The 21,394-nt window shown below is 46.9% G+C and carries 20 protein-coding genes and 2 pseudogenes; 13 read left to right on the top strand and 9 right to left on the bottom strand.

The features are described from left to right. Positions 1-112 precede the first annotated feature (112 nt). Positions 113-514 carry a D-ribose pyranase gene (gene rbsD / locus QMA35_RS08515; protein ID WP_281646720.1) on the bottom strand — a complete coding sequence of 134 codons (402 nt, stop codon included), beginning with the start codon at positions 512-514 and terminating at the stop codon, positions 113-115. A 374-nt stretch (positions 515-888) separates the two neighbouring features. Between rbsD and QMA35_RS08510 the strand changes: the two genes are divergently transcribed. Then, on the top strand, positions 889-2,391 hold the full coding sequence (locus QMA35_RS08510) for an NAD(P)/FAD-dependent oxidoreductase (protein WP_281646719.1): 1,503 nt from the start codon (positions 889-891) through the stop codon (positions 2,389-2,391). A 27-nt stretch (positions 2,392-2,418) separates the two neighbouring features. Here QMA35_RS08510 and QMA35_RS08505 read toward each other — a convergent pair whose 3' ends face one another. Then, positions 2,419-3,423 (bottom strand): hypothetical protein, encoded by a 1,005-nt coding sequence (locus QMA35_RS08505; protein ID WP_281646718.1) that lies wholly within the window; start codon positions 3,421-3,423, stop codon positions 2,419-2,421. Positions 3,424-3,547: 124 nt separating this feature from the next. Further along, a pseudogene (locus QMA35_RS08500) lies at positions 3,548-3,712 on the bottom strand (transposase domain-containing protein); the annotation flags it as partial. A 163-nt stretch (positions 3,713-3,875) separates the two neighbouring features. On the opposite strand from QMA35_RS08500, the gene QMA35_RS08495 reads away from it, so the two are divergent. Together QMA35_RS08495 and QMA35_RS08490 are read left to right on the top strand one after the other, a co-directional pair. Continuing rightward, positions 3,876-4,748 carry a crotonase/enoyl-CoA hydratase family protein gene (locus QMA35_RS08495; protein WP_281646717.1) on the top strand — a complete coding sequence of 291 codons (873 nt, stop codon included), beginning with the start codon at positions 3,876-3,878 and terminating at the stop codon, positions 4,746-4,748. A gap of 123 nt (positions 4,749-4,871) precedes the next feature. After that, entirely contained in the window at positions 4,872-6,212 is a 1,341-nt protein-coding gene (locus QMA35_RS08490; RefSeq protein ID WP_281646716.1) for a hypothetical protein, read from the top strand. A 9-nt stretch (positions 6,213-6,221) separates the two neighbouring features. Here QMA35_RS08490 and speB read toward each other — a convergent pair whose 3' ends face one another. Further along, entirely contained in the window at positions 6,222-7,139 is a 918-nt protein-coding gene (gene speB / locus QMA35_RS08485) for an agmatinase (RefSeq protein ID WP_281646715.1), read from the bottom strand. Between the two features lie 272 nt (positions 7,140-7,411). Between speB and QMA35_RS08480 the strand changes: the two genes are divergently transcribed. Further along, positions 7,412-8,596, top strand: a complete 1,185-nt coding sequence (locus QMA35_RS08480) for a CaiB/BaiF CoA-transferase family protein (protein ID WP_281646714.1) — start codon at positions 7,412-7,414, stop codon at positions 8,594-8,596. 63 nt (positions 8,597-8,659) lie between these two features. Here QMA35_RS08480 and QMA35_RS08475 read toward each other — a convergent pair whose 3' ends face one another. Further along, on the bottom strand, positions 8,660-9,712 hold the full coding sequence (locus tag QMA35_RS08475) for an NAD(P)-dependent alcohol dehydrogenase (RefSeq protein WP_281646713.1): 1,053 nt from the start codon (positions 9,710-9,712) through the stop codon (positions 8,660-8,662). Between the two features lie 137 nt (positions 9,713-9,849). On the opposite strand from QMA35_RS08475, the gene QMA35_RS08470 reads away from it, so the two are divergent. The 6 genes and pseudogenes from QMA35_RS08470 to QMA35_RS08445 all read left to right on the top strand — a co-directional run bounded on the left by QMA35_RS08470 (position 9,850) and on the right by QMA35_RS08445 (position 13,367). Beyond that, on the top strand, positions 9,850-11,004 hold the full coding sequence (locus tag QMA35_RS08470) for an acyl-CoA dehydrogenase family protein (protein ID WP_281646712.1): 1,155 nt from the start codon (positions 9,850-9,852) through the stop codon (positions 11,002-11,004). 20 nt (positions 11,005-11,024) lie between these two features. Next, a complete protein-coding gene (locus QMA35_RS08465; RefSeq protein WP_281646711.1) occupies positions 11,025-11,801 on the top strand; it encodes an enoyl-CoA hydratase in 777 nt (258 codons plus the stop codon). 104 nt (positions 11,802-11,905) lie between these two features. Continuing rightward, positions 11,906-12,235, top strand: coding sequence for a hypothetical protein (locus tag QMA35_RS08460; protein ID WP_281646710.1), 330 nt, complete (start codon positions 11,906-11,908; stop codon positions 12,233-12,235). 104 nt (positions 12,236-12,339) lie between these two features. Then, positions 12,340-12,558, top strand: coding sequence for a RimK/LysX family protein (locus QMA35_RS08455; protein WP_281646709.1), 219 nt, complete (start codon positions 12,340-12,342; stop codon positions 12,556-12,558). A gap of 7 nt (positions 12,559-12,565) precedes the next feature. Continuing rightward, positions 12,566-13,075 (top strand): annotated as a pseudogene (locus QMA35_RS08450) (sugar-transfer associated ATP-grasp domain-containing protein); the annotation flags it as partial. A gap of 88 nt (positions 13,076-13,163) precedes the next feature. Continuing rightward, positions 13,164-13,367: a hypothetical protein gene (locus QMA35_RS08445; RefSeq protein WP_281646708.1), complete on the top strand. Its 204-nt coding sequence runs from the start codon at positions 13,164-13,166 to the stop codon at positions 13,365-13,367. A 252-nt stretch (positions 13,368-13,619) separates the two neighbouring features. Here QMA35_RS08445 and QMA35_RS08440 read toward each other — a convergent pair whose 3' ends face one another. Beyond that, a complete protein-coding gene (locus QMA35_RS08440) occupies positions 13,620-14,093 on the bottom strand; it encodes a Rap1a/Tai family immunity protein (RefSeq protein ID WP_281646707.1) in 474 nt (157 codons plus the stop codon). A gap of 267 nt (positions 14,094-14,360) precedes the next feature. On the opposite strand from QMA35_RS08440, the gene glpX reads away from it, so the two are divergent. Both glpX and QMA35_RS08430 read left to right on the top strand, forming a co-directional pair. Further along, the gene (gene glpX / locus QMA35_RS08435; protein ID WP_281646706.1) at positions 14,361-15,371 is read left to right on the top strand and encodes a class II fructose-bisphosphatase; all 1,011 of its coding nucleotides are present in this window, start codon (positions 14,361-14,363) and stop codon (positions 15,369-15,371) included. A 59-nt stretch (positions 15,372-15,430) separates the two neighbouring features. Beyond that, entirely contained in the window at positions 15,431-15,802 is a 372-nt protein-coding gene (locus tag QMA35_RS08430) for a hypothetical protein (protein ID WP_281646705.1), read from the top strand. A gap of 148 nt (positions 15,803-15,950) precedes the next feature. Here QMA35_RS08430 and QMA35_RS08425 read toward each other — a convergent pair whose 3' ends face one another. Together QMA35_RS08425 and cls are read right to left on the bottom strand one after the other, a co-directional pair. Next, positions 15,951-16,193 carry a hypothetical protein gene (locus QMA35_RS08425; protein WP_281646704.1) on the bottom strand — a complete coding sequence of 81 codons (243 nt, stop codon included), beginning with the start codon at positions 16,191-16,193 and terminating at the stop codon, positions 15,951-15,953. Positions 16,194-16,445: 252 nt separating this feature from the next. Further along, positions 16,446-17,939, bottom strand: a complete 1,494-nt coding sequence (cls, locus tag QMA35_RS08420) for a cardiolipin synthase (protein ID WP_281646703.1) — start codon at positions 17,937-17,939, stop codon at positions 16,446-16,448. Between the two features lie 177 nt (positions 17,940-18,116). Here cls and QMA35_RS08415 point away from each other — a divergent pair, with 177 nt between their 5' ends. After that, positions 18,117-20,516: a hybrid sensor histidine kinase/response regulator gene (locus tag QMA35_RS08415; protein ID WP_281646702.1), complete on the top strand. Its 2,400-nt coding sequence runs from the start codon at positions 18,117-18,119 to the stop codon at positions 20,514-20,516. 85 nt (positions 20,517-20,601) lie between these two features. On the opposite strand, the gene QMA35_RS08410 is transcribed toward QMA35_RS08415, so the two are convergent. Beyond that, positions 20,602-21,336, bottom strand: coding sequence for a sulfite exporter TauE/SafE family protein (locus QMA35_RS08410; protein ID WP_281646701.1), 735 nt, complete (start codon positions 21,334-21,336; stop codon positions 20,602-20,604). Positions 21,337-21,394 lie beyond the last annotated feature (58 nt).

The following is a 21,394-nucleotide window of genomic DNA, read 5'->3' as shown; positions in this document are numbered from 1 at the left end:
AAAGCCACCCATGAACCAGGAGGCGTTCTCAATTAAGCATATGACTCAGTGGCGCTGAAAGCGCCCGCTGAGCTATCTAAAAAGCGCCCGCTGAGCTATCTAAAAAGTGTCGTTAAAAGACGACGCCAGACTTCAGAATAATATTGGCGTAAGGAGTGAATTCTCCTGTACGTACCACTGCACGGGATTCATCCGCCTGGCTTTTCAGAGCTTCATGGGATACTTCTGTTACCGGAATATCATAAGGTGCCAGAGCTTCCATTGTGGCCGCATGCATCTCCGGGCTGACTTGGGACATAGCGGAAGCAATGATCGCTTCTTCTACCTGCATTTCACTGAGAATAACTTTCAGGGTATCAATAAATCCGGGAATACCTTCCGTCAGAGCCAGATCAATGCGTTTGGCCTCGGCCGCAATGGGAAGGCCTGCGTCGCCAATGGTTAACATTTGGCCATGGCCGATTTCAGCAACAACTTTAGAAAGCTCTGGATTGAGAAGTCTGCCTTTTTTCATTGGGTGATCCTGAAATTTACGAAATCTTGATAATTACCAAGCACTGTACAGTTAACGCATTGGTGTTTATTTGACCGGTATCACATAGAGAGTTTATCCCTTGGCAGGGACAATGTGTTGAGAAATTGATTGGGAGTTGTACCCCGACAATGCTTTAAAGCATAGTTGAAGTTAGTCACACCCTGATCCAAGATGATGGGCTATAGCTTCGATTGGCAGTGTTTGTTCAAGCAGCTTTTCTGCCTGCTGCATTTTTGTTACACCACGTCTTTTCTTATTGTTGTGTCCGAAAATCACAAATTTAAGCCTGCTTCTCCTATAGATCAAATCTGCTTAAGGATTTAGTCTGTAGCCAGACTAAGCGGGACTCTGAAATGGTAGAAAATAATAATAAAAGAACGCCTTCGGTTGTGGTTATCGGTGCTGGGATGACCGGTATTCTTGCCACAATCAAGCTTCGGGAAGCGGGTATCACCGATATCACCATTCTGGAAAAGAAAGCCAAGGTGGGCGGTACCTGGCGAGAAAACACTTATCCGGGCGTAGCCTGTGATGTGCCTGCCCATATGTACACTTACTCTTTTGAACAGAATCCAAACTGGAGTAATTACTTTGCCCGTGGCCCTGAGATTCAAAAATACTTTGAGGGTATTGCAGATAAATACGCTGTGACCGGTAAAGTGCGTTTTAATGAAGCTGTTACTGGTGCCCGTTATGACAATGGCAAATGGACGGTGGAAACCAGTCAGGGGAATACCTTTATTGCAGACTTTGTTATTTCTGCCACCGGCATTCTCCACCATCCTTCAAAGCCTGATATTGAAGGGCTGGATAGCTTTCAGGGGGATATGTTTCATACTGCCGAGTGGGATCACAGTGTTGAAATCGGTAAAGGCAAACGTGTTGGTGTTATTGGAACAGGCTCTACTGCTGCGCAATTTATTCCTGAACTGGTGAAAACTGGAGCTGACGTTAGCGTGTTTATGCGAACGCCCCAGTGGTTGTTGCCAATGAGTGACTTCACTATCCCGGAGTGGGCTAAAGCCATGATGCGGCGGTTCCCGTTCATTCCCAATCTGTTTCGCAATACCGGCAAGTTCACTCTGGAACACTTTTTTACCAAAGCTGTGACCGGGCATAAACCCCCCAAGTTTATCCTGGAGACAGCCTGCAAATTGAATTTGCGCTTTAGTATTAAAGATTCGGTGTTACGGGAAAAGCTGCGACCCAATTATCAGGTCGGTTGTAAACGGGTTGTGATTAATACCACCTATTACAAAGCGATTCAGAAATCGAATTCTCATCTGATTACAGAAAGCATAGAGCGTATTACCGAGAAAGGTATTGTTACTCGTGATGGTAAACTTCATGAGCTGGATGTACTGGTTCTGTCTACAGGGTTCAAGCCTCTGAATTTTATGCGGCCCATGAACCTTGTTGGAAAGAATGGTTTGCACATTGATGATGCCTGGGGCGAAAAAATACAGGCCTATCGTTCTGTGCTTTTGCCGGACTTTCCCAACTTCTTCCTGATGCTTGGGCCTTATACGCCCATTGGTAACTTCTCAGTGATTGCCATGAGCGAAGTACAAATGAATTATGTGCTTAAGCTGATTGAACGTTGGCGCAACCGTGAGTTTGATGAGCTGGAACCCTGTCAGAAAGCTATTGAGCGATTTAATGGGTATGTGAAAGATGGTGTGAAGAACACCAGCTGGGTGGGAGGCTGTAACAGCTGGTATCTCGATGGAGATGGCGACCCGATTCTCTGGCCTTACACGTGGAAACAGTGGGTTAAAGAAATGGCTGAACCTGATATGAATGATCTTATGACACTGAAAACCCCTGAAAGTCAGCATTCTATTGAGGTAGCTTGAAGCGGTAGCGGGTGAGGGGAAGTCATCTCATGACAAAGCAGAGACGGCGTCAATCTTAGCCGCTACCAAATACCTTTTTTGGTCGATTAACAGTTCACACCACCAATCGTGGGTTTTTATCATTTCTTGCTCATCGCATTCGAATAGGGTTTTTCCTTCGTGGTCTTTTACTTTGAAATAGCCTTTTGGATTACCGCTGCTTCTGGGTGATTCAAGGTCAATAAAGGAACCTGGGAAGTTGTGCCCCTTTTGAAAAGCACTGCTCGGAAGCGAACGTTTCATGATTTCAAACATTTTGGGAAGAGGGACTGAAACAAGATATTTGTTCTCTGGCTTGATGTATTTCTGCATAACTCTGGCACTGAAACCATGTAATTTTAATGAAAGATGTGGATGTCTGTGGGTTGGGTGCTTGCACAAGTATTCAGGTAAACGGGATATACCGGCATTGATTTGTAGAGGAGCTTGAGCCGGGCTTCGAACACTCACTAGCATTTCAATATCTTTAGAGCGTGACAAGTGATCAGAGTTAATTGCACCTGTTTTGCAGGCATAGGCGATCCAGTGCTCACCAAGCTCACTGCTCTCTTTAAATGAACTAAGCGTATTTTCAAAGACGGTAATACTGTCTTTCAACTCAATAAGGAAATCTATTCCATAGTGGAAGCTTGGTGGTATTACGAGTTTTACACCTTCATCTTGGAAATAATAACTGCCCTTTCGTCTCTTGTGTTTTCTCATATAGTAAAGATTTTTTCTTATAAGCTCCTGCTTTTTCGCAATGTTCTTCCACTGCTCAATATTTTGGGTAGTGACTCTTTGCATAACTAGATGCAGATTGTCACTTTCTCTGGAAACGAAAAGATCTTGAGATATCTTCAATACTTCTTTCTCACAGCTATCCAACTGACAAACTTTTTTACTACGAAAATGGCAAGCGGATCTAAGGTTATAAGGAGTCGCCCTGTGGTTTTTACAGCTCGTAGGTTTGAGGGTTTGTTGTTGAACTGGCTGACAGCTTGAACAATCCATTGTTGCCCCCCCTAAACTGAAAAACAGGATGTTAAGCGATGCTCTCAAGTCTTCATATGACAGGTTTGTTACCTCTACTGACACTTGAAACATAAGTAACCGATCATTCCAGCCCGTTATCGCTTTAACGCTGCAGATCTGATCGTAAAGGCTCAGCAGCAAACTTTTCTTTCCACAGTCTTGGTGTCAGCTCTTCAACACGGTTGGCCGGGTGTTGGCTGACACGCTGAAGCACATTGATGAGCCAAGTGTAAGCGGGGACATCTTGTAAGCGACAGGTCATCAACAATCGGTTTACTGTGTTTGGCTCATCTTTCTCCATACAGGGGCCAGAACCAGGCTTGTTTCATTTTTCCTGATGATGACCGGCCTGCTTTTTGAAAAATGATGGCAAGGTAATTGAAGATAGCAGAGTATAAAGTTCTATCTTTTGACAACCTAATGAGCCTGTTATGGACTTTGAAACCCTGATTTATGAAGCCAGTGATCGTATTGCAACCATTACCCTTAACCGGCCCAAATGCTTCAATGCTATCAATGATCGTATGCCTACCGAGATTCGTCTTGCGGTAGAAAGGGCTGAAGCTGATCCCAATGTTCATGTGATTGTTCTGCAGGGCGCGGGCAAAGGCTTCTGTGGCGGTTATGATCTGGCTCATTATGCTGAGCGGGAGGGGGAAGTTTCCGGCAGTCAGGAAATGCCCTGGGACCCTACCGAAGATTACGCCTTAATGTCCCGTAATACTCAAGACTTTATGTCTCTCTGGCGTGCTCGTAAACCAACTATCTGTAAAGTGCACGGTGCAGCAGTAGCCGGTGGCAGTGATATAGCCCTGTGCTGTGATCTGATTGTGATGGAAGAAAATGCCCGTATTGGCTATCCGCCAGCTCGGGTTTGGGGTGTTCCTACAACCATGATGTGGGTCTACCGGTTGGGCATGGAGAAAGCCAAACGCATGCTGTTTACCGGTGATCTGGTGTCCGGCAAAGAAGCCGAAGATATGGGGTTGGTTTTAAAAGCTGTTCCTGCAGATAAGCTGGATGCGGAAGTACAGAAGCTGGCTGATCGTATGAAAGGTGTACCCCGCAATCAGCTGATGATGTGCAAGATGACAGTGAATCAGGCTTACGAAAGTATGGGGCTGAACCAGACTCAGATGTTTGCCAACCTGTTTGATGGCGTGGCCCGTCACTCTCCTGAAGGGCTGTGGTTTCGTCAGCGCACACAGGAGGTTGGTTTTAAGCAGGCTGTGGAAGAACGTGATTCCGGAGCGAATATTGCTGAAGGTGTGAGCAAACACTTGCCCTTTCCCGATATAGAGTAGACTTAGAGAATTCTCTATTTCTGGATAGTTCATGGAAGAACTATGATTTTAGCGACTTTACCAACAAGGCTGTTTTTCTTCTTTCTTTTTCTAACGAGTTGTTTGCCCCTCAAGGCCGCCTCTATGAGGGACTATTCTGCCAGCCAGAAAACAATTACAAATGTGTATCCTGGTTTGTTTGAGCTGATGACGCCAGAAACTGAAGAGGCGTTTGTACGTTTTATCGGTTACCTCGAAGGTATAGGAGATAAGGATCAGCTGGAGCAGGAATTTCTTGCAAGATTACTCGATCGGCTCAAACGACAATCTGAAACGGATTTACCCTGGTTTACTTCCCATAATGCGGGGCACAGTTTGCGGGTTTTGCAAAAAATGCAAAGGATTATGTTTGAAAGCCCGGATTTCCTGTCAAGAATTTACCAGCGATACGACCTGCAAAAGCACCCTAAAAAGCATGACATCGCTATGCTTTTGGGGAGTTTTGTCGCTTTGGTTCACGATATTGGATACAGCGAATTCGTTAATATAAAAAACACCCCGAAACATGTGCATGCACAGTTGGGGGCGGAGGTTGTTGATACACATTTTTTACAACCTTTAAAACAGCTTCTTCCCATGGCTCTTTCGACTGAGAAGCGTGTGCTTACTGCTGTTTTTGATGCGGTTTCCTATCACAATGCGGATGATTCAAGGTTCACAAGTCGCGGCTTTAAGAAACGCTTGATCTCATTGGTCAAGCGCCAGCGTGAATTCTATGGATTATCCAAAACCTACCACCCCGCTTCGATAAAAGAAGAGCCATTTCTGGTACTTCTGCGTTTTGCCGATAATCTGGATTTTTCCAGAAATCGCTTGTTTGCTCATCAGCAATCAGAGCTTTACCTCCACCTTCTCGATAGTCTCAGTGTTATTAAACATAATGTTTCGTACAGAGGGAGTGATGAGTGGGCTGCGTTCTTGCGGGAACACTATCTGGATCAGATGAAACAGCCAGTCATTGATCACAGGTTTTCGGAAAGTGAAGAATTTCGTATTTTGAAACACGACTTGGAGAGTGGAGAAGAGCCAGTGTATCCCGGTGGAAAACTATCACTGATGGCAACGGCTTTACTTTCCGCCTTGCCTGGAGATTTTTCCCATGTTTATTCAAATTATATTGTTGATGATGTTCGCTACCAGCGTAGAGCAGATGGTAATTATGTGGCGGTCAGGTTCGCCTCGGATTCGTTTGATGCCGCACCTTTGGTTAAAAATTACCAGTTAAAGCGCATGGCAGAATCATTAACATCATGCAGTATGGCTCCTTCCAGGCTGGTTGATCGTGTTTTTATAAATTCCATCTCTGAATCCGGGGAAAAAGAAACCTTCCCCCTATCGGCCTATACATGGATGCACAGGCCTGATGGAGGAAGTATTACCAAGGATCCATTCCTTACTGAGCGTTTGATTGGGCCTAAGTGGTAAAGTTCTTCATCAGGCCCTTTCAACGCTTGCCAGTAAATGCAGAATGTCCAACGCCAGAGTTGCGCCAGCCAGAGATGTAATATCGGCATGGTCATAAGCCGGGGCTACCTCCATCACATCGGCAGCAACAATATTCAAGCCTGACAATCCATGCAGGATCTGTAGAGCTGTTGAAGTACTTAACCCCCCAATAACCGGCGTGCCAGTTCCTGGCGCAAAAGCCGGATCGAGACAATCAATATCAAAACTCAGGTAAACCGGTTTGTCGCCAACCCGTTGTTTAATCTGGTGGATAATCTCATCTGGTGAATGGTTATTACACCATCTGGCATCCAGTACTTGCAGGTTGTGATTATCTACATCGTACTCAGTCCGGATTCCCACCTGGACACTGTGGCCGGGGTCATAAATACCTTCTTTGGCAGCGGTATAAAACATGCTGCCGTGATTGTATTTGGCATCGCTTTCTTCGGTATCGGTATGAGCGTCAAAGTGAATCAGGGCAACTTCACCGTGAGCCTGGTAAGCAGCTCTAAGCAATGGCAGAGTCAGGAAATGATCGCCGCCAAAGGTCAGCAGCTTTTTACCAGCAGAAAAAATCCGATTGGCTTCCTGAGAAACCTGCGCCAGCATTTTTTCGCTGTCACCCTCTTCATAAACAATATCGCCATAATCGATAATATTCAGATGATCACGGATGGTGAAACCCCAGGGCCAGCGCTGTTCTTCCCAGCGCAGTTGGCTGGACGCCTGACGTATGCCATTCGGTCCAAAACGTGCGCCGGAACGACCGGTGGTTGCCAGATCGTAGGGGATTCCCATAACCACAGCATCGACATCTTCATTTAAATCTCTGGAAAGGGGGAGGCCAAGGTAAGTAAATATATTGGCAAAAGCCGTGCTATCGGCCCCAAAAAGGTCAGACATAACGTTCCTATAAACCTTAAATACAACAGATTCAGGAATGCACCGTAGAATTCTTATTCGGGTGCTCTCGCGGCCAGATCCTGTACTGGCAACGGACGTCAGGTTTAACGTCGTGATGTTTGCGACTCAAATACCTTATCACAGCAACAGAACCTGTGGATGATTAACCGTACTGCCAATTGTGGTGGCAGATTACGTTATTACCCATATTCTGAAGCCAGCTTACACTGCTGCCATAGTTCTCAGTATTCACAATAATAAGGAGTCTGAATATGGCGCGCCCGTTGGATGGTTTAAAGGTTCTCGATTTTTCCACACTGTTGCCCGGGCCTTATGCCACTCAGTTGCTGGCAGATATGGGCGCCGAAGTTCTGCGTATTGAAGCGTTTGGTCGGGCAGACCTTGCACGCAATATGCCTCCGTTTGTGAAGAAGGGGGTCTCTGCTATTCACGCCACCCTGAACCGAAATAAGAAAAGTCTTGGGCTTAACCTTAAAAAGCCTGAAGCGGTGGCGATTGTTCGTCAGCTGGTGGAAGAGTATGACGTTGTTATTGAACAGTTCCGTCCAGGGGTTATGCAGCGTTTTGGCCTGGGTTATGAAGAACTCAAGCAAATTAATCCAAAACTGATTTACTGCTCAATTACCGGTTATGGGCAAACTGGTCCGTTGAAAGACAGAGCTGGCCACGATATTAACTATCTCGCTCTTTCCGGGCTGGCTTCTTACAGCGGCAGAAAAGAAACCGGCCCGGTACTGGCGGGAACTCAGTTAGCCGATATTGCTGGTGGTTCTCATCATGCGGTTATGGGAATTATGGCAGCGGTGATTCAACGGCAAGCAACAGGAGAGGGGCAGTTTATTGATATCAGTATGACTGATTGTGCTTTTGCCCTGAATGCAATGTCTGGTGCTGCAGGCCTGGCTTCATCATCTTCCCCTAAAGCCGGTGAAGAAATGCTCAATGGCGGAATCTTCTACGATTATTACCAGACCAGTGATAACCGCTGGCTTTCTGTTGGTAGCCTGGAACCTCAGTTTGCTATGGGGTTGTTCAAAGCTCTCGGCCATCCTGAGTGGGCTGCCCGTGCTATAGATATGTCTCCTGTTACGCAGGCGGAGTTAAAGCTTGATATCCAGAATGTTCTATCCACACGAACCCTTGCGGAATGGCAGGTTGTTTTCGATGAAATCGATGTGTGCGTAGAACCTGTCCTGGATCTGCAGGAAGCCGTTAACCATGCCCATGTAAGAGAGCGTGAACTGGTGGCGGAGGTTGCGGTTGGTAATGACCTGACTGTGCGCCAGATTGCTAATCCAATTAAATTTTCAGGCAGCGATGCTGAATATCGCCATGCCGGTGGCAAGGTTGGTGCGGACAATCGCTCTGTGCTGCAAAAGCTTGGTTACGGCGAAAGTGATATCGACAAACTGATTGCTGATGGTGCCTGTGGATAGAAACGCGCTGAATTTTTGAATACAGCCCGTTGGGAAAGTCTATTCCTGACGGGCTGTTTTTATTCAGTGACTGAGTACAACCCTGTACCGGGCTTTACCTTCTTTAAGATGCGCAATAGCTTCATTAACCTGATCAAACTTAAAATGTTCAACAACAGGTTCAATGTTATGGCGGGCAGCAAATTCCAGCATGGTTTTTATTGTTGCCGGGCTGCCAACAGGAGAGCCAGAAATAGAGCGCTGGCCACCTATCAGTGGGAATGCAGCAATATCCAGTGCTTCCAGAGTCGCGCCAACGAAATGCAAACGACCTTTGGGCGCGAGAGTATTGATATAAGCATTCCAGTCCAGCTTTACATTGACAGTCGAGATAATCAGATCAAAGTATCCCGCAGCTTCAGACAGAGCCTCTTTGCTTCTCGAGTTCAGGGTTTTGTGGGCTCCCATTTCCAGAGCTTCAGCCTGTTTAGCTTCACTGGATGTAAACGCTGTGACTTCACAACCCCAGGCATTCAGGAACTGCAAAGCCAAATGCCCCAATCCTCCAATACCAATGACAGCAACTTTGGCTGTAGATGGAATATCAAACTGAACCAGAGGATTGAAAACTGTAATCCCGCCACAAAATAATGGCCCGGCTGTTTTGGGGTTTAAACCTTCGGGCAGGGCAACAACAGCAGAGGCATCGGCACGCACTTTATCCGCAAATCCTCCGTGTCTGCCAGCAATGGTTGGTTGAGCTTTGCTGCATAGATTGTGATCACCAGACATGCAGGAATGGCAGATGTGGCAATAGTCGGAATGCCAGCCCAGGCCAACGTTTTGTCCGGTTTTCAGATCACTGACGTTCGCTCCGGTGGCTGTGATTTTTCCGATAACCTCATGGCCGGCAACAAAGGGGTATTGAGTTATCCCCCACTCGTTGTTCAACATGCTCAGGTCACTGTGGCAGATACCGCAGGACTCAACGGCAAGTTCAACTTCGCCGTCACCTAAGGGGCCAGGGTCATATTCAAAAGCTTCGAGTTTGCCGCCAGGCTGGCTGGCAGTGTAGGCTTTGATCACGGTTATTATTCCTGTGCTGTTCAGGATAGGCAGAGTTTGATCATCAATCATGGACCGTTTTCCGATGCAATCAAGCTCTTTTTCCTGCCAATAGAAATGATCCCTGCCAACATTGGATCATCAACATTCTTGACCTATGATGGGAAAGTCTTAACAGCCCCAATAACACTAAGAAGGTCAGGGTTGCCATGAACTTTGAATTAACCCCCGAACAAGTCGCCTTTCAGGACGCCGCCAGAGATTTTGCACGTCAGGAGCTGGCACCTAACGCAGCGCGCTGGGACTTGGAAAGCCACTTTCCTGTTGATGTGCTGAAGCGTGCCGGCAAGCTGGGCTTTCTTTCTATTTATACCCCGGAAAGCTCTGGAGGAATGGGTCTTGGTCGCCTTGATGCCAGTCTGATATTTGAAGAATTGTCTGCCGGTTGTACAACCACCGCCGCCTTTATGACTATCCATAATATGGCAACCTGGATGGTGGCATCTTTTGGCAGTGATGCGGTACGTGATGACTGGTGTCCACAACTGGTGACTGGCGAGAAGTTGGCATCTTATTGCTTAACAGAACCTGGTGCAGGTAGTGATGCAGCGTCCCTGAAAACCACAGCTGTTCGTGATGGCAGTGATTATGTTTTGAATGGCAGCAAATGTTTTATCTCCGGTGCGGGCAGCACTGATGTTCTTGTTGCTATGGTGCGTACCGGTGATTCTGGGCCAAAAGGAATTTCTGCATTGGTCATTCCCGCTGATCTTGAAGGTATCAGCTACGGCCGCAAAGAAGACAAGATGGGTTGGAATGCTCAGCCAACCCGTACCATTACTTTCGAGAATGTTCGCGTGCCGGTCGCCAACCGTTTAGGTGAAGAGGGAGAAGGTTTCCTCTTTGCCATGAAAGGGCTGGACGGTGGCCGTATCAATATTGCCACCTGTTCTTTGGGCACTGCCCGCGCAGCTCTGGAGCAGGCCAGAACTTATCTTGGTGAGCGCAGGCAGTTTGGTAAGGCAATTGGTGAGTTTCAGGCTCTGCAATTCAAGCTGGCGGATATGGCAACTAACCTTGTAGCTGCACGCCAGATGGTGCATCTGGCAGCAGCTAAACTGGATGCCAAAGACAATCAGGCAACAACTTACTGCGCTATGGCTAAACGCTTTGCTACAGATGCCTGTTTTGATGTTTGCAACGATGCTCTGCAACTTCATGGAGGTTATGGTTATATCAAGGAGTATCCGCTGGAGCGCCATGTGCGGGACAGCCGGGTTCACCAAATTCTGGAAGGCACTAACGAAATTATGCGGGTTATTATTGGCCGCCGCCTTCTGGCAGATGATGTTTTTCAGTTCTAATGGCTAAGGATAATAACAATATGAGTGATGCATTGATTCTGGAAAAGCGTGGTTCTTTGGCCACAGTTACGCTGAATAACCCTCCTGCAAACACCTGGACGATAGACAGCCTCAATCAGTTGGAAAAGATTGTTAATGATCTGAATGCCGACAGAGAAATTGTCAGCCTTGTTATTGTCAGTGACTCCCCGAAGTTTTTCTCTGCCGGTGCGGATTTGAAACAGTTTGCCGCTGGAGATAAAGACCAGGCCGCAGAAGTGGCTCAGGCTTTTGGTCGGGCTTTTGAAGCTCTTACTGATTTTCGCGGTGTTTCCATCGCAGCTATTAACGGCTATTCCATGGGTGGCGGTCTGGAAGTTGCTCTGGCCTGCGACCTGCGAATTGCCAGTGAACAGGCTGTGATGGCTTTGCCGGAAGCCTCAGTTGGTTTGCTGCCTTGTGCTGGTGGCACCCAGAATCTCACCCTTCTGGTGGGTGAAGGCTGGGCTAAACGCATGATTCTCTGCGGTGAGCGGGTGAATGCCGAGCAGGCGCTGAAAATTGGTTTGGTGGAAGAAGTTGTTGCTAGTGATGATTTGCGTGCCCGGGCTCTGGAGCTTGCAGAAATGGCAGGTAAGCAAAGTCCCGACAGTATTGCAGCCTGCAAACAGTTGGTACAGATGGGACGAAGTCTGCCGGTACGTCAGGTGCTGCCAGCTGAGCGGGAGCTGTTTCTGGCGCTTTTCGATGGCGGTAACCAAACAGAAGGTGTGAATGCTTTCCTCGAAAAAAGAAAACCCGAGTGGAATTATGAGTAACAGCTGTGAGTTGTCCTAACTCTTCTTGTGCCGGTCAGCTTCTCTGACCGGCTTTTGCTTTCATAACTATTCCTTCTCAAAAACTGACACCCGTTTCGGCTGCTATGCAGTTTTTTGTATCAGCAATCAGTGATGAAGATCTCAATGCTATTCGCAGGAAAGAAGCACCTATTAAAAAGGGAATACATTGGGAAGAAGTAAGGTCAGCATTCTGCGAGTGTCAGGTAGCTCTGCGCAGCCGTCAAAAAGATAGGGTTCTTCCTCTGGCTGTTTATGGTCGCTTGATTCTGGCGTTATACCGATATGACTGCGAGAAAAACAACGAAAATATCAAACGACTGTTTCCGTTTCATTGTATTGGTAATACCTGGTTTGTTGTTGATAACTTGTTTCACCCAGATAAGGGTTACTCTGGCCGAATACCTCAGCCGTAAAGGTGTGAGATGCCTGATTCAGAAGGATTCTCTGAATAGCACGGCTGAGTTTAAGCGAGATGAGTCAACTGTTCAGGTAAAAACGGAATCTGTACCGCAGGGTTTTGATTAAACGTAAACGTAAACGTAAACGTAAAGGTGAAGAGTCACAACGCAGACTGGTGGTTATGCTGACTGTGCAAACAGGGAAGCTCGAAAGAACCAGCGAGTTTACTCTGGCAGACCGAGAGAACTTCGAGTACCCGGCTCTTATTGGTAGAAATTTTCTGACCGATATGGCGCTTGTCGATGTCGGTTATGGACATCTGGCTACTGGCCCGTAATTCATCAGATATTCGTACCATCGTATTTCAGGGATATCCGGTTATGGCGATGATGCGCATGGCGACCCGTGCTTCAGATGGGAAAGCAAATCTTCACCAAGGGGCTGTTGGAGTTGGACTTGATCTTGCTACCGGGAAAAGTCTGAAAGCCGTTCAGTTTGATAAGCCAGTCACTAATCACCCTGATACTGGGCACTTTTTTAATTATTTGAAAGTGCCCCACTGGCGGCGCCTGTTGGAACTTTCTTCGGCCTGTTTTGATATAACCGGGTTGGGTTGTTTGGGGGTAGACATTGTTCTTGATCGTCTTCACGGGCCTCTGATTCTGGAGCTTAATGCACGACCGGGATTGGCTATTCAGATCGCCAACGGGCAAGGGCTTTTACCCCGACTAAAAACCATTGAAGGATTGCCGCACCCCCATGTTTCAGCTGTTGAGAGGGTTGACTACTCTCAGGCTACATTCAGCGAGTTTGAGCATATGCCAGAGGAAACAATGATTCCGGAACTGGCATAGACGGCTGATAGTTCACGGCAGTATGCTTGATTGGGAACGCCCCATAGGTCGTGAACTGCTTTCCAGGGTGGGAAAGATAAGAGCCACCATGAAAAGAATTAAAACATTACTTTTTCTCTCTATGAGTTTGTTTCTCTCTATGAGTTTGTTTCTCACTGGGTTTCTTGCAAGCTGCGCCACTCGGGACTTTGAAGTTTCTGATCTTGCAAAAAGTGATATTGATCTCGTTGCAGATGCCTTTATTACCGCGGAAGAGTCACTGCTGAAGTCATTAATGATCATGGTGGTTTAGCCGGGATGATTCGGCAATTCTGGAATGGCCAGAGAGAGTTTTTTCTTCCCGACTCATTGGATGAACAGAAGCTCTACAACAGCGCCAGGAATATTGAAATTGTTTTCTGGCGGTTACGTAGCAGGCTGCAGGCTGAAAGATAATGGAACGCCGTATCTTGTTGCCCATGGTTCTGGGGATGAGGTGAACTTCGCTTTCACCCGGATCTTCGCCAAGCTCACTGCCAATTTAGGTACGAACTGTGAACAGACCCTAACAGGGGTACCTGACAGCTAAAGCTTCAAGAACAATTTTGGCCGGGACTTCTTCTTTGGTTTCCGGGACTTTGTTTGCGTATTTCACTGTCACTTCAATCGCGTATTCTGTGCTGACATTTTTTGGTATACAAAACTGTTTCAGAGGTGTTGTACGCTCCATATCTCGCATGGCAGAAATAGTGGCCGAAGTATAAGCGTAACAACGCTGCCAGTTTTTGGAGAGTCTCTGCAGCATGTCGCTTTGATTAATACGCTGATAGTCACCACAGGCAACTATATAATCGCTGGTATCGACCAGAGGATTGAAATTCTGGTTCTCAACGCTTTTGGAGGCTTGTTGTACATCGCCGTAAGCTGGGGGCATAGCTGATGCTGATATTGTCCAGATAAATGATATTCCAACCAACAATGTATTTATCAACGTCAATGTATTTATCAACTTCAAGCCGAACCGGTTACGCAGGTTCATGGGTTTGACCACTCCTTAAGATGTTTTAGTTATATTGATGCCTTATATGCTCTCTTTTTCCCGTATACGTATCAATACGTATGCGAGGTGTGTATGTAAAGGTTTTGTATGATTTAACATTGCATCAGCTGCGATTTGTATAAATTGTTTGTTTTTTCGTCGTTGATAAAGTCAGCCAGACACTGGTTTGGTGTTCAATGGCTTTCTGAATTGGGTTCTTTGCTATACAGTCAGGCCGGATTTTTTACTCTGCTGATGGACCAAACCATGAAGCGTGAACTGGCGATCGAATTTTCCCGGGTAACAGAGGCAGCTGCACTGGCTGCTTACAAATGGCTGGGGCGCGGTGATAAAAACAAAGCTGATGAGGCCGCTGTGCATACCATGCGCACTTTGCTGAACCAGATAGAAATTGACGGTGAAATCGTTATAGGTGAAGGGGAGATTGATGATGCCCCCATGCTTTATATCGGTGAGAAGGTTGGCAAAAAGAGCGGTGTTGCCGTTGATATTGCCGTAGACCCTATTGAAGGCACTCGAATGACTGCCATGGGGCAACCTAATGCGATTGCTGTAATGGCTGTTGCCCGTAAGGGTGGTTTCCTGAAAGCTCCTGATATGTATATGGAAAAGCTGGTAGTTGGCCCTGAAGCCCGTGGGGTTATTGATATTGATCGCCCGTTGGAAGATAACCTGCGCGCTATTGCCGGAGCACTGGGAAAAGGCCTTGATAAGCTGACAGTGATCACTCTGGCTAAACCCCGTCACGATGATGTTATCAAGCAGATGCAGGATTTGGGTGTGCGTGTGTTTGCTATTCCTGATGGTGATGTAGCGGCTTCCATTCTTACCTGTATGCCCGACAGTGAAGTAGACGCCATGTACTGTATTGGGGGCGCTCCGGAAGGGGTTGTGTCTGCTGCTGTTATTCGTGCTTTGAACGGTGAGCTGCAGGGTCGTCTGGTACTCAGGAATGATGCCAAAGGTAATACCCCTGAGAATGTTGCAGCGGGTAAGCTGGAACTGGAGCGCTGCCGTGAAATGGGTATTGAACCTGGCATTAAGCTTCCTATGGAACGTCTTGTGTCTACTGATGAGGTGATTTTCTCGGCCACAGGAATCACCAAAGGTGACCTTCTTCATGGTGTATCTCGTCAGGGGAATATCGCGACAACAGAAACCCTGCTGATTCGTGGTAAGTCCCGCACTATTCGCCGTATTCAATCCACCCATTATCTGGAACGCAAAGATCCGGAAATCTGCGCTCATATTCTGTAACTGTGCAGTTTTTCTTTTGGTGACTAAAGTTCTCCCTCGATTCTGGGGAGAGCTTTTGCGTGAAACAGACGACAATAAGTCAGTGGAGTGAGATATACGCAGCCGAACGTCAGGCTTTAACTCCTGTTCCTTCTTCCCTTCGTAAGGGCCGTTTCTGGCCACTTTTTGCTGTGTTTTGTAACAGCATGATCAATCCTGCCACCCTTGTTACATCGGGTCTTATGCTGAATGCCGGGTTGTCTGTTCATTGTAATGGCAACAGTGTTGGCGTTTTTTCCAGATGTGGTGCACCGCTATGTAGATATTTTATCTGTATTCTACCACTGACTTTGCTTGCTCTCTGGATGCCTGCGCACTGGCTGGCAACTATCTGGGTCACTGTTCTAGCGTTCGTGATGTTTTGTCTGCTGGAGCGCCTAAGCTGTAAGTGATAATGGACGAACGGGGGTGGAAACATGGGACGTAAAGGAAGGTGGGCTATTGCGTTTATTGTGTCCTGCCTGTTTCTGATAGGTGTTCCTGCTCTGTTGATGTTGTCCTGGAGCTGGAAAATTAACGCGATGGATCAATGGCCGGAGCTTATCCGAATTGGACTGATGGTTTTGTGTCCGATTCTTCCTCTCGTGTTTTGGTATTCAAAGCAGTAAACCAGACTTTTCTCTGGTCTGGCACAATTTTACTTTCCAGCCCTGCTTTTCCTTCTGGCACGATAGAAAACTGAGGTGGTGTTGTCTTTTTATGTATCTTTAGATCGGATACCGCCGTTCTGTTTTTTTCGGCACCCATTGTATCATGACAATGGGTGATAACAGCAGCATCCATAGCAGAGTACCCAGCTGGCACTGGTTCATGAGCATGAAATAGATGGCAAGCCCGGTAAGACTCAGGGCGATAATCATCGACGATGGTTGGTGGCTGCGGGTCAGCAGGAAAATACAAATTTCTGTATCACTTATAAGTGATGCTGAGGAATATACCATGGGACAAAGATAGAGAGGTTGCCCAGCTATAAAAGTAGGCATGGTTGTTTGTGAAAATAACTGAGGTGTGCCCACTTTGCATGTTCGGACACACCTATAACAGAGGGCTGAAAAGTTGTGCGATATTCTCAGCCATCCTGGTAGTGAAAGGTCGCTTCTTCCAGCTTCTGGCATCGACGGAGTGAGAACGACTGATATAGTCCTCCATCAGCGTAGCAATATGCTGTCCAAAACTCTGGTCATAGATAATCAAAGTCAGTTCAAAATTTAACCATACACTACGCATATCAAGATTCACCGTACCAAAGAGAGCGGTTTCACGGTCTACAAGAACGCACTTGGTATGCAGCAATCCCGCTGTGAAGTGCATGATATTAACACCGGCGATCAGCAGGTCGTCATAATAAGAATGGCTGGCAAAATGTACCATTCTAGAGTCGTTCTTTTCAGGTACGACCAGAATCACTTTTACTCCCCTGATGGCAGCAGAACACAGGGCTGTAACCAAAGCTTCGTCGGGAACAAAGTACGGTGTTGTGATAATCAGCTCTTTCTGACTTTCATAAGCTGCGGCCAGAAGTACCTGATGAATCAGCTTCCTGTCTATACCTGGGCCGGAGGGCACAACATGCATGGATGCTTGATTATCAGGTATTTGTGAAGCTGTTGCCGCAGAGGGCTGGTACTGGAAAGGTTGCCGACATATTTGCAGATCTTCTCCAGTTTCCATGGCCCAGTCATAAAGAAATACTGCCCCTGTCGCATGAGCTGCAGGGCCCTGAATGCGAACCATCGCATCAATCCACTGTCCAACGCCGGCATTCTGTTTGAAGAGGGCAGGATCTGCCAGATTAAAGCTTCCAGTCCAGGCTATATCATCATCAATAATCATCATCTTGCGATGATTGCGAAGGTCAATGCGTTCCAGCAGCATACGCAATGGACCAACATGAAGAGACGAGCGAATTCTGATTCCTGCCGCTTTCAGGCGTAAGGCTTCTTCACTGCGCAGAAACTGACTGCTACCCACTGCATCCAGAAGGATTTTACAAGATACTCCCCGGTAAGCGGCATCTTCCAAAGCATCCAGAACGTCATCAATCTGTCCACCGGCTTCACAGATGTAAAATTCCAAGTGAATGGTTTCCTGAGCCTGCTGAATATCATGAATCAGAGCTTGAAAAATAGTATCGGTTTCGTGATAAAGAGACAGGCTGTTACCCGGCAGGGCTGGTATCCGGGTTGTGTGCTCAGTGAGGTTGTAGACTCTGTTGTGCTTTGGTTTTTCCAGAATATTTCGAGGTTCAGGGAAAAGCACCTGTTTCAGATGATTAAACCATTCGTTATAGGTTGGGGCATAAGTTTCAGCTCGACGTAAACGCTTGCTGCCAAGACGACGGGTGCCGAACATTAGGAAAAGAACAATACCAGCAACAGGAAGAACAAAAAGCAGCAATAACCAGGACAGAGAAACACCCACCGGACGGCGTTTCATTATGATCACAAGCACGAATACGGTGATCAGGACTATGTAACCAAAGCCAGCAAAACTGCTTAGCAATGCAAGTGAAGTTGGTTCTGAATTCATAAATAACTGGAGGTAGTTTTCCAGATTAACTGCGTGGCAAAGGTTACATGCAGGGCGAATGAAAAGACAGCTTTCAGGCAGAGCTGACAATTGCTTGCCAAGCTGGTTATCAGGTATTGCTCAAGGTTGGAGGATTGCCCACAATAGAGCCAATAAAAAACACCTGATAACACTAAAATGAAAACTGCTTTGGCACGAGTGTCTGGAAGTCTCTCAGTCTTATTACTGGTGCTGGGTTGCATACTATCCCCCCTGAGTTTTTCTGCTGTCTTTGAAGTTAGAGACAACCAGCCCTATGAAGCTCTTGGAACAAGTCTTGACATTTTCCGCACCAGCGATAGCACTCTTGGTATAGATGAAGTTTCCAGTCCTCACACAACGGCGTTTTCGAAAGTTCAGGTTGAACAAATAAACCTCGCTTATACCGATGAAACTATTTGGCTGCGGATACGATTGCATAACCGCGATAGTGAGAAAATTCGCTTGTTTCTTAAATCCGGATTCTCGCGCATCGACTCTATGACTCTGTATGCCCCGGATGGTTCCGGAGGCTGGAATATTTTAAAGGGAGGGGACCGGGTGCCCTGGAGTGAGTGGCCGGTACAGAGCCGGTTGTTAACTTTCCCCCTGAATATGGAGCCTCTGGAAGAAAAAACCTGGTATTTGAAGGTGAACAGCACCAGCACCATGCAGATTCTTTTGGGGGTAATTGGGGATACGGCCCTGGTGGAAAATACCGAACAGGTTTTTTTCTCAGATGGTGTTTTTTATGGTTTGTGCCTTGCGGTCATCTTTGTTTCATTGATGATGTCGCTGGTCTTCCGTGAAGGCCTGTATGTGTTCTTTTTAATACATGTTGTGGCTGGAACCCTTACAGTCATGTCTCTCGACGGTTCCGGGTTTCCTATATGGTCTCCATGGCTTGATTTTCAGGAATTTTCAGTCGTCTACTTTGAATGTCTGGATGCAGCATTTTTAACCCTTTTTGCCCGGCGTTATCTGCGTTTAAGAGAATTCCTTCCCAGGGTCGATGTTATTAACCGAGTCTTTATCGGTTATATGTTGGTGCTTATCCCTATCGCCTCCTTTTTACCCTACTACTTCAGTTCGTTTATGGCGGTGATTCCCATTTCTTTTATGATCCTTGGGATTTTCATGCAAAGCCTGTTTCGGGCCTTACAGGGGGACAGACCCGCAATTGTGTTCTCACTTGGTTGGTCGCTCTGCTTTACCATCTGCATATTTGTAGTGGTGTCGAATCTGGGGTTGACGCATAACTATGTGAACTCCGTTTACAGCTTGAAAATGGCATTCGTGACGGAATACTTTGTGCTGCTGGCCGGTTTGGGATTCAGGCTTTATTTACTTCGAAGAGGGCAAGAGCTAGGAGAAAGGCAAGCCCTCACTGAGCGGGCTGAAAATCAGGCTAAGGGCGAAATTCTGGCTCGTATCAGTCATGAAATCCGTACGCCGCTCAATGGCATTCTTGGTATTACTGATCTTTTAAAGCGTACTTCACTGGATCAGCAACAGACGCGTTATGTAGGAACTGTCTCAGAGGCAGGCAGGTCACTGTTGACCATGATTAATGATGTACTCGACCACGCTCGTATAGATTCCGGGCATATCAGCTTGGAACATATTCCCTTTTCATTGCCAGATCTTCTTGATCGTGTTGTAGATATGTTTCAGGTGGAAGCGGAACGCAAGGGGCTGCGTCTTCATTTCGAACTGGATTCTGACCTTCCGGATCAGGTCATTGGTGATCCAACACGGTTTCGGCAGGTTGTCGTGAATCTTCTCGGAAATGCCTGCAAGTTTACCGAACAGGGAGCTGTTTACTTTCGTATTCGTAAAGACTGGGCTGATGACAACTTCATCAGGTTGCGAGTCGAAGTAGAAGATACCGGGATAGGTATCAGCTCAGAGTTAAGAGGTGTGTTGTTCAATTCGTTTACCCAAGGCGCAGATGATATCAGTCGTAAATTTGGTGGCTCAGGCTTGGGGCTAACTATTTCCCGGCAACTGGTTGAATTGATGGGGGGAAGCATTGATTTCAAAAGCGTGCCGGGCAAGGGCAGCCGTTTCTGGTTTCAGATTTCGTTCATGCCTGTAAATTCTGTGTCAGATGAGGGTGATTTTAATTTTGATATCTCTGACTATCGATTCTACGGCAACAAAGTTCTGGTGGCAGAAGATAATGATACCAATTGGGTGGTCGTTTCCGCCTATCTTATGGACCTTGGTGTCGAACCTGTTCGCGCTGAAGATGGAGTGAAAGCTGTAGAGCTTTATCGGCGCGAGCATTTTGACCTTGTTTTTCTGGATTGTGCTATGCCAGGGCTCAGTGGTTTTGAAGTCGCTGCTGAAATGAAGGCGATCGAATCTGGAGAAGGGCGGGAGCTAATCCCCATTATCGCTCTGACTGCACATGTTTCAGAAACAGTCAGAACTCAGTGCTTAATGTCGGGAATGGATGACTACCTCGGAAAGCCATTCTCCAGGGAAGAAATCGCACTGGTTTTAAAACGTTATATTCTTCCTGTACCGGAAGATATAGGGGGCGTTCTCAATTAGGTCTCGAACTCAGCATTGCCGGAATGCTTGTTGCCTTTCAAAATGCTGCAACGCAGCCATAGAGGCTTTCAGCGCCACTGAGCCCCTAGAAACTGTTGAAAATAGCCATTGAGCCACTGACAAGACAAAGAATGAGGGCAAGAGGGCGAAGGGCGTCTGGGCGCATAATTTTGACTATATGTCGGGATACCCATAATCCGCATAATAATCCGGGCATCACCATTGCGGCCAGACTAACGTGGATAGCACTGAATCGCCCGTAAACGAAAAGAATTCCCAACGAGATCGCACTGCAGACTACGTTGACGCAAGAAAGGTTAGCTCTTACGGACGCGCCTTTTTCATTCTGCAGAACCAGTGCCATGGGAGGGCCACCGATTGATGCTGCTGTTGCTGTCACGCCAGAAGCAAAACCTGCCAGCAACATATTGACTTTGGTGGCCCTGATGGACAGTTTGGTTACGCTGAGGATGACACTGGTAATAACCATGGAACCCAGCATAAGGCTCAAGTTTTCCCGTGTCGCGATACCCAATAGCGCAGCCCCCAAAAACGTGCCGGGTATTCGTCCGATTATGAGTGAGGATATAATTGTTTTGCTTATGGCTGAACGTTCCTTTCTGATCATAAGAATGCCAAGGGGGATGAGCGTTATAATCAGTGGGGCAGGAATGAAATCAGGGGTGATCGTGTAGAGAAATGGCGCAGTGACAATTGCGAATCCAAAGCCCATGGTTCCCTGAATGATCGCGCCGGTAAAAGATAAAGCAAGAATAAGACAGATTGTTCCAACGTTGAAAATCTCGGGACTCCATTCCATGCAACAGTTGCTCTACATTTCTAACGTTGAAAACAACGGTCATTATATTGCTCTTCCG

It is taken from the genome of Parendozoicomonas sp. Alg238-R29 (assembly GCF_947331445.1).
In the GTDB taxonomy this organism is placed as follows: domain Bacteria; phylum Pseudomonadota; class Gammaproteobacteria; order Pseudomonadales; family Endozoicomonadaceae; genus Sansalvadorimonas.
Note: the sequence above shows the minus strand (reverse complement) of the source record. Positions and strands in the feature narration are given on the sequence as shown.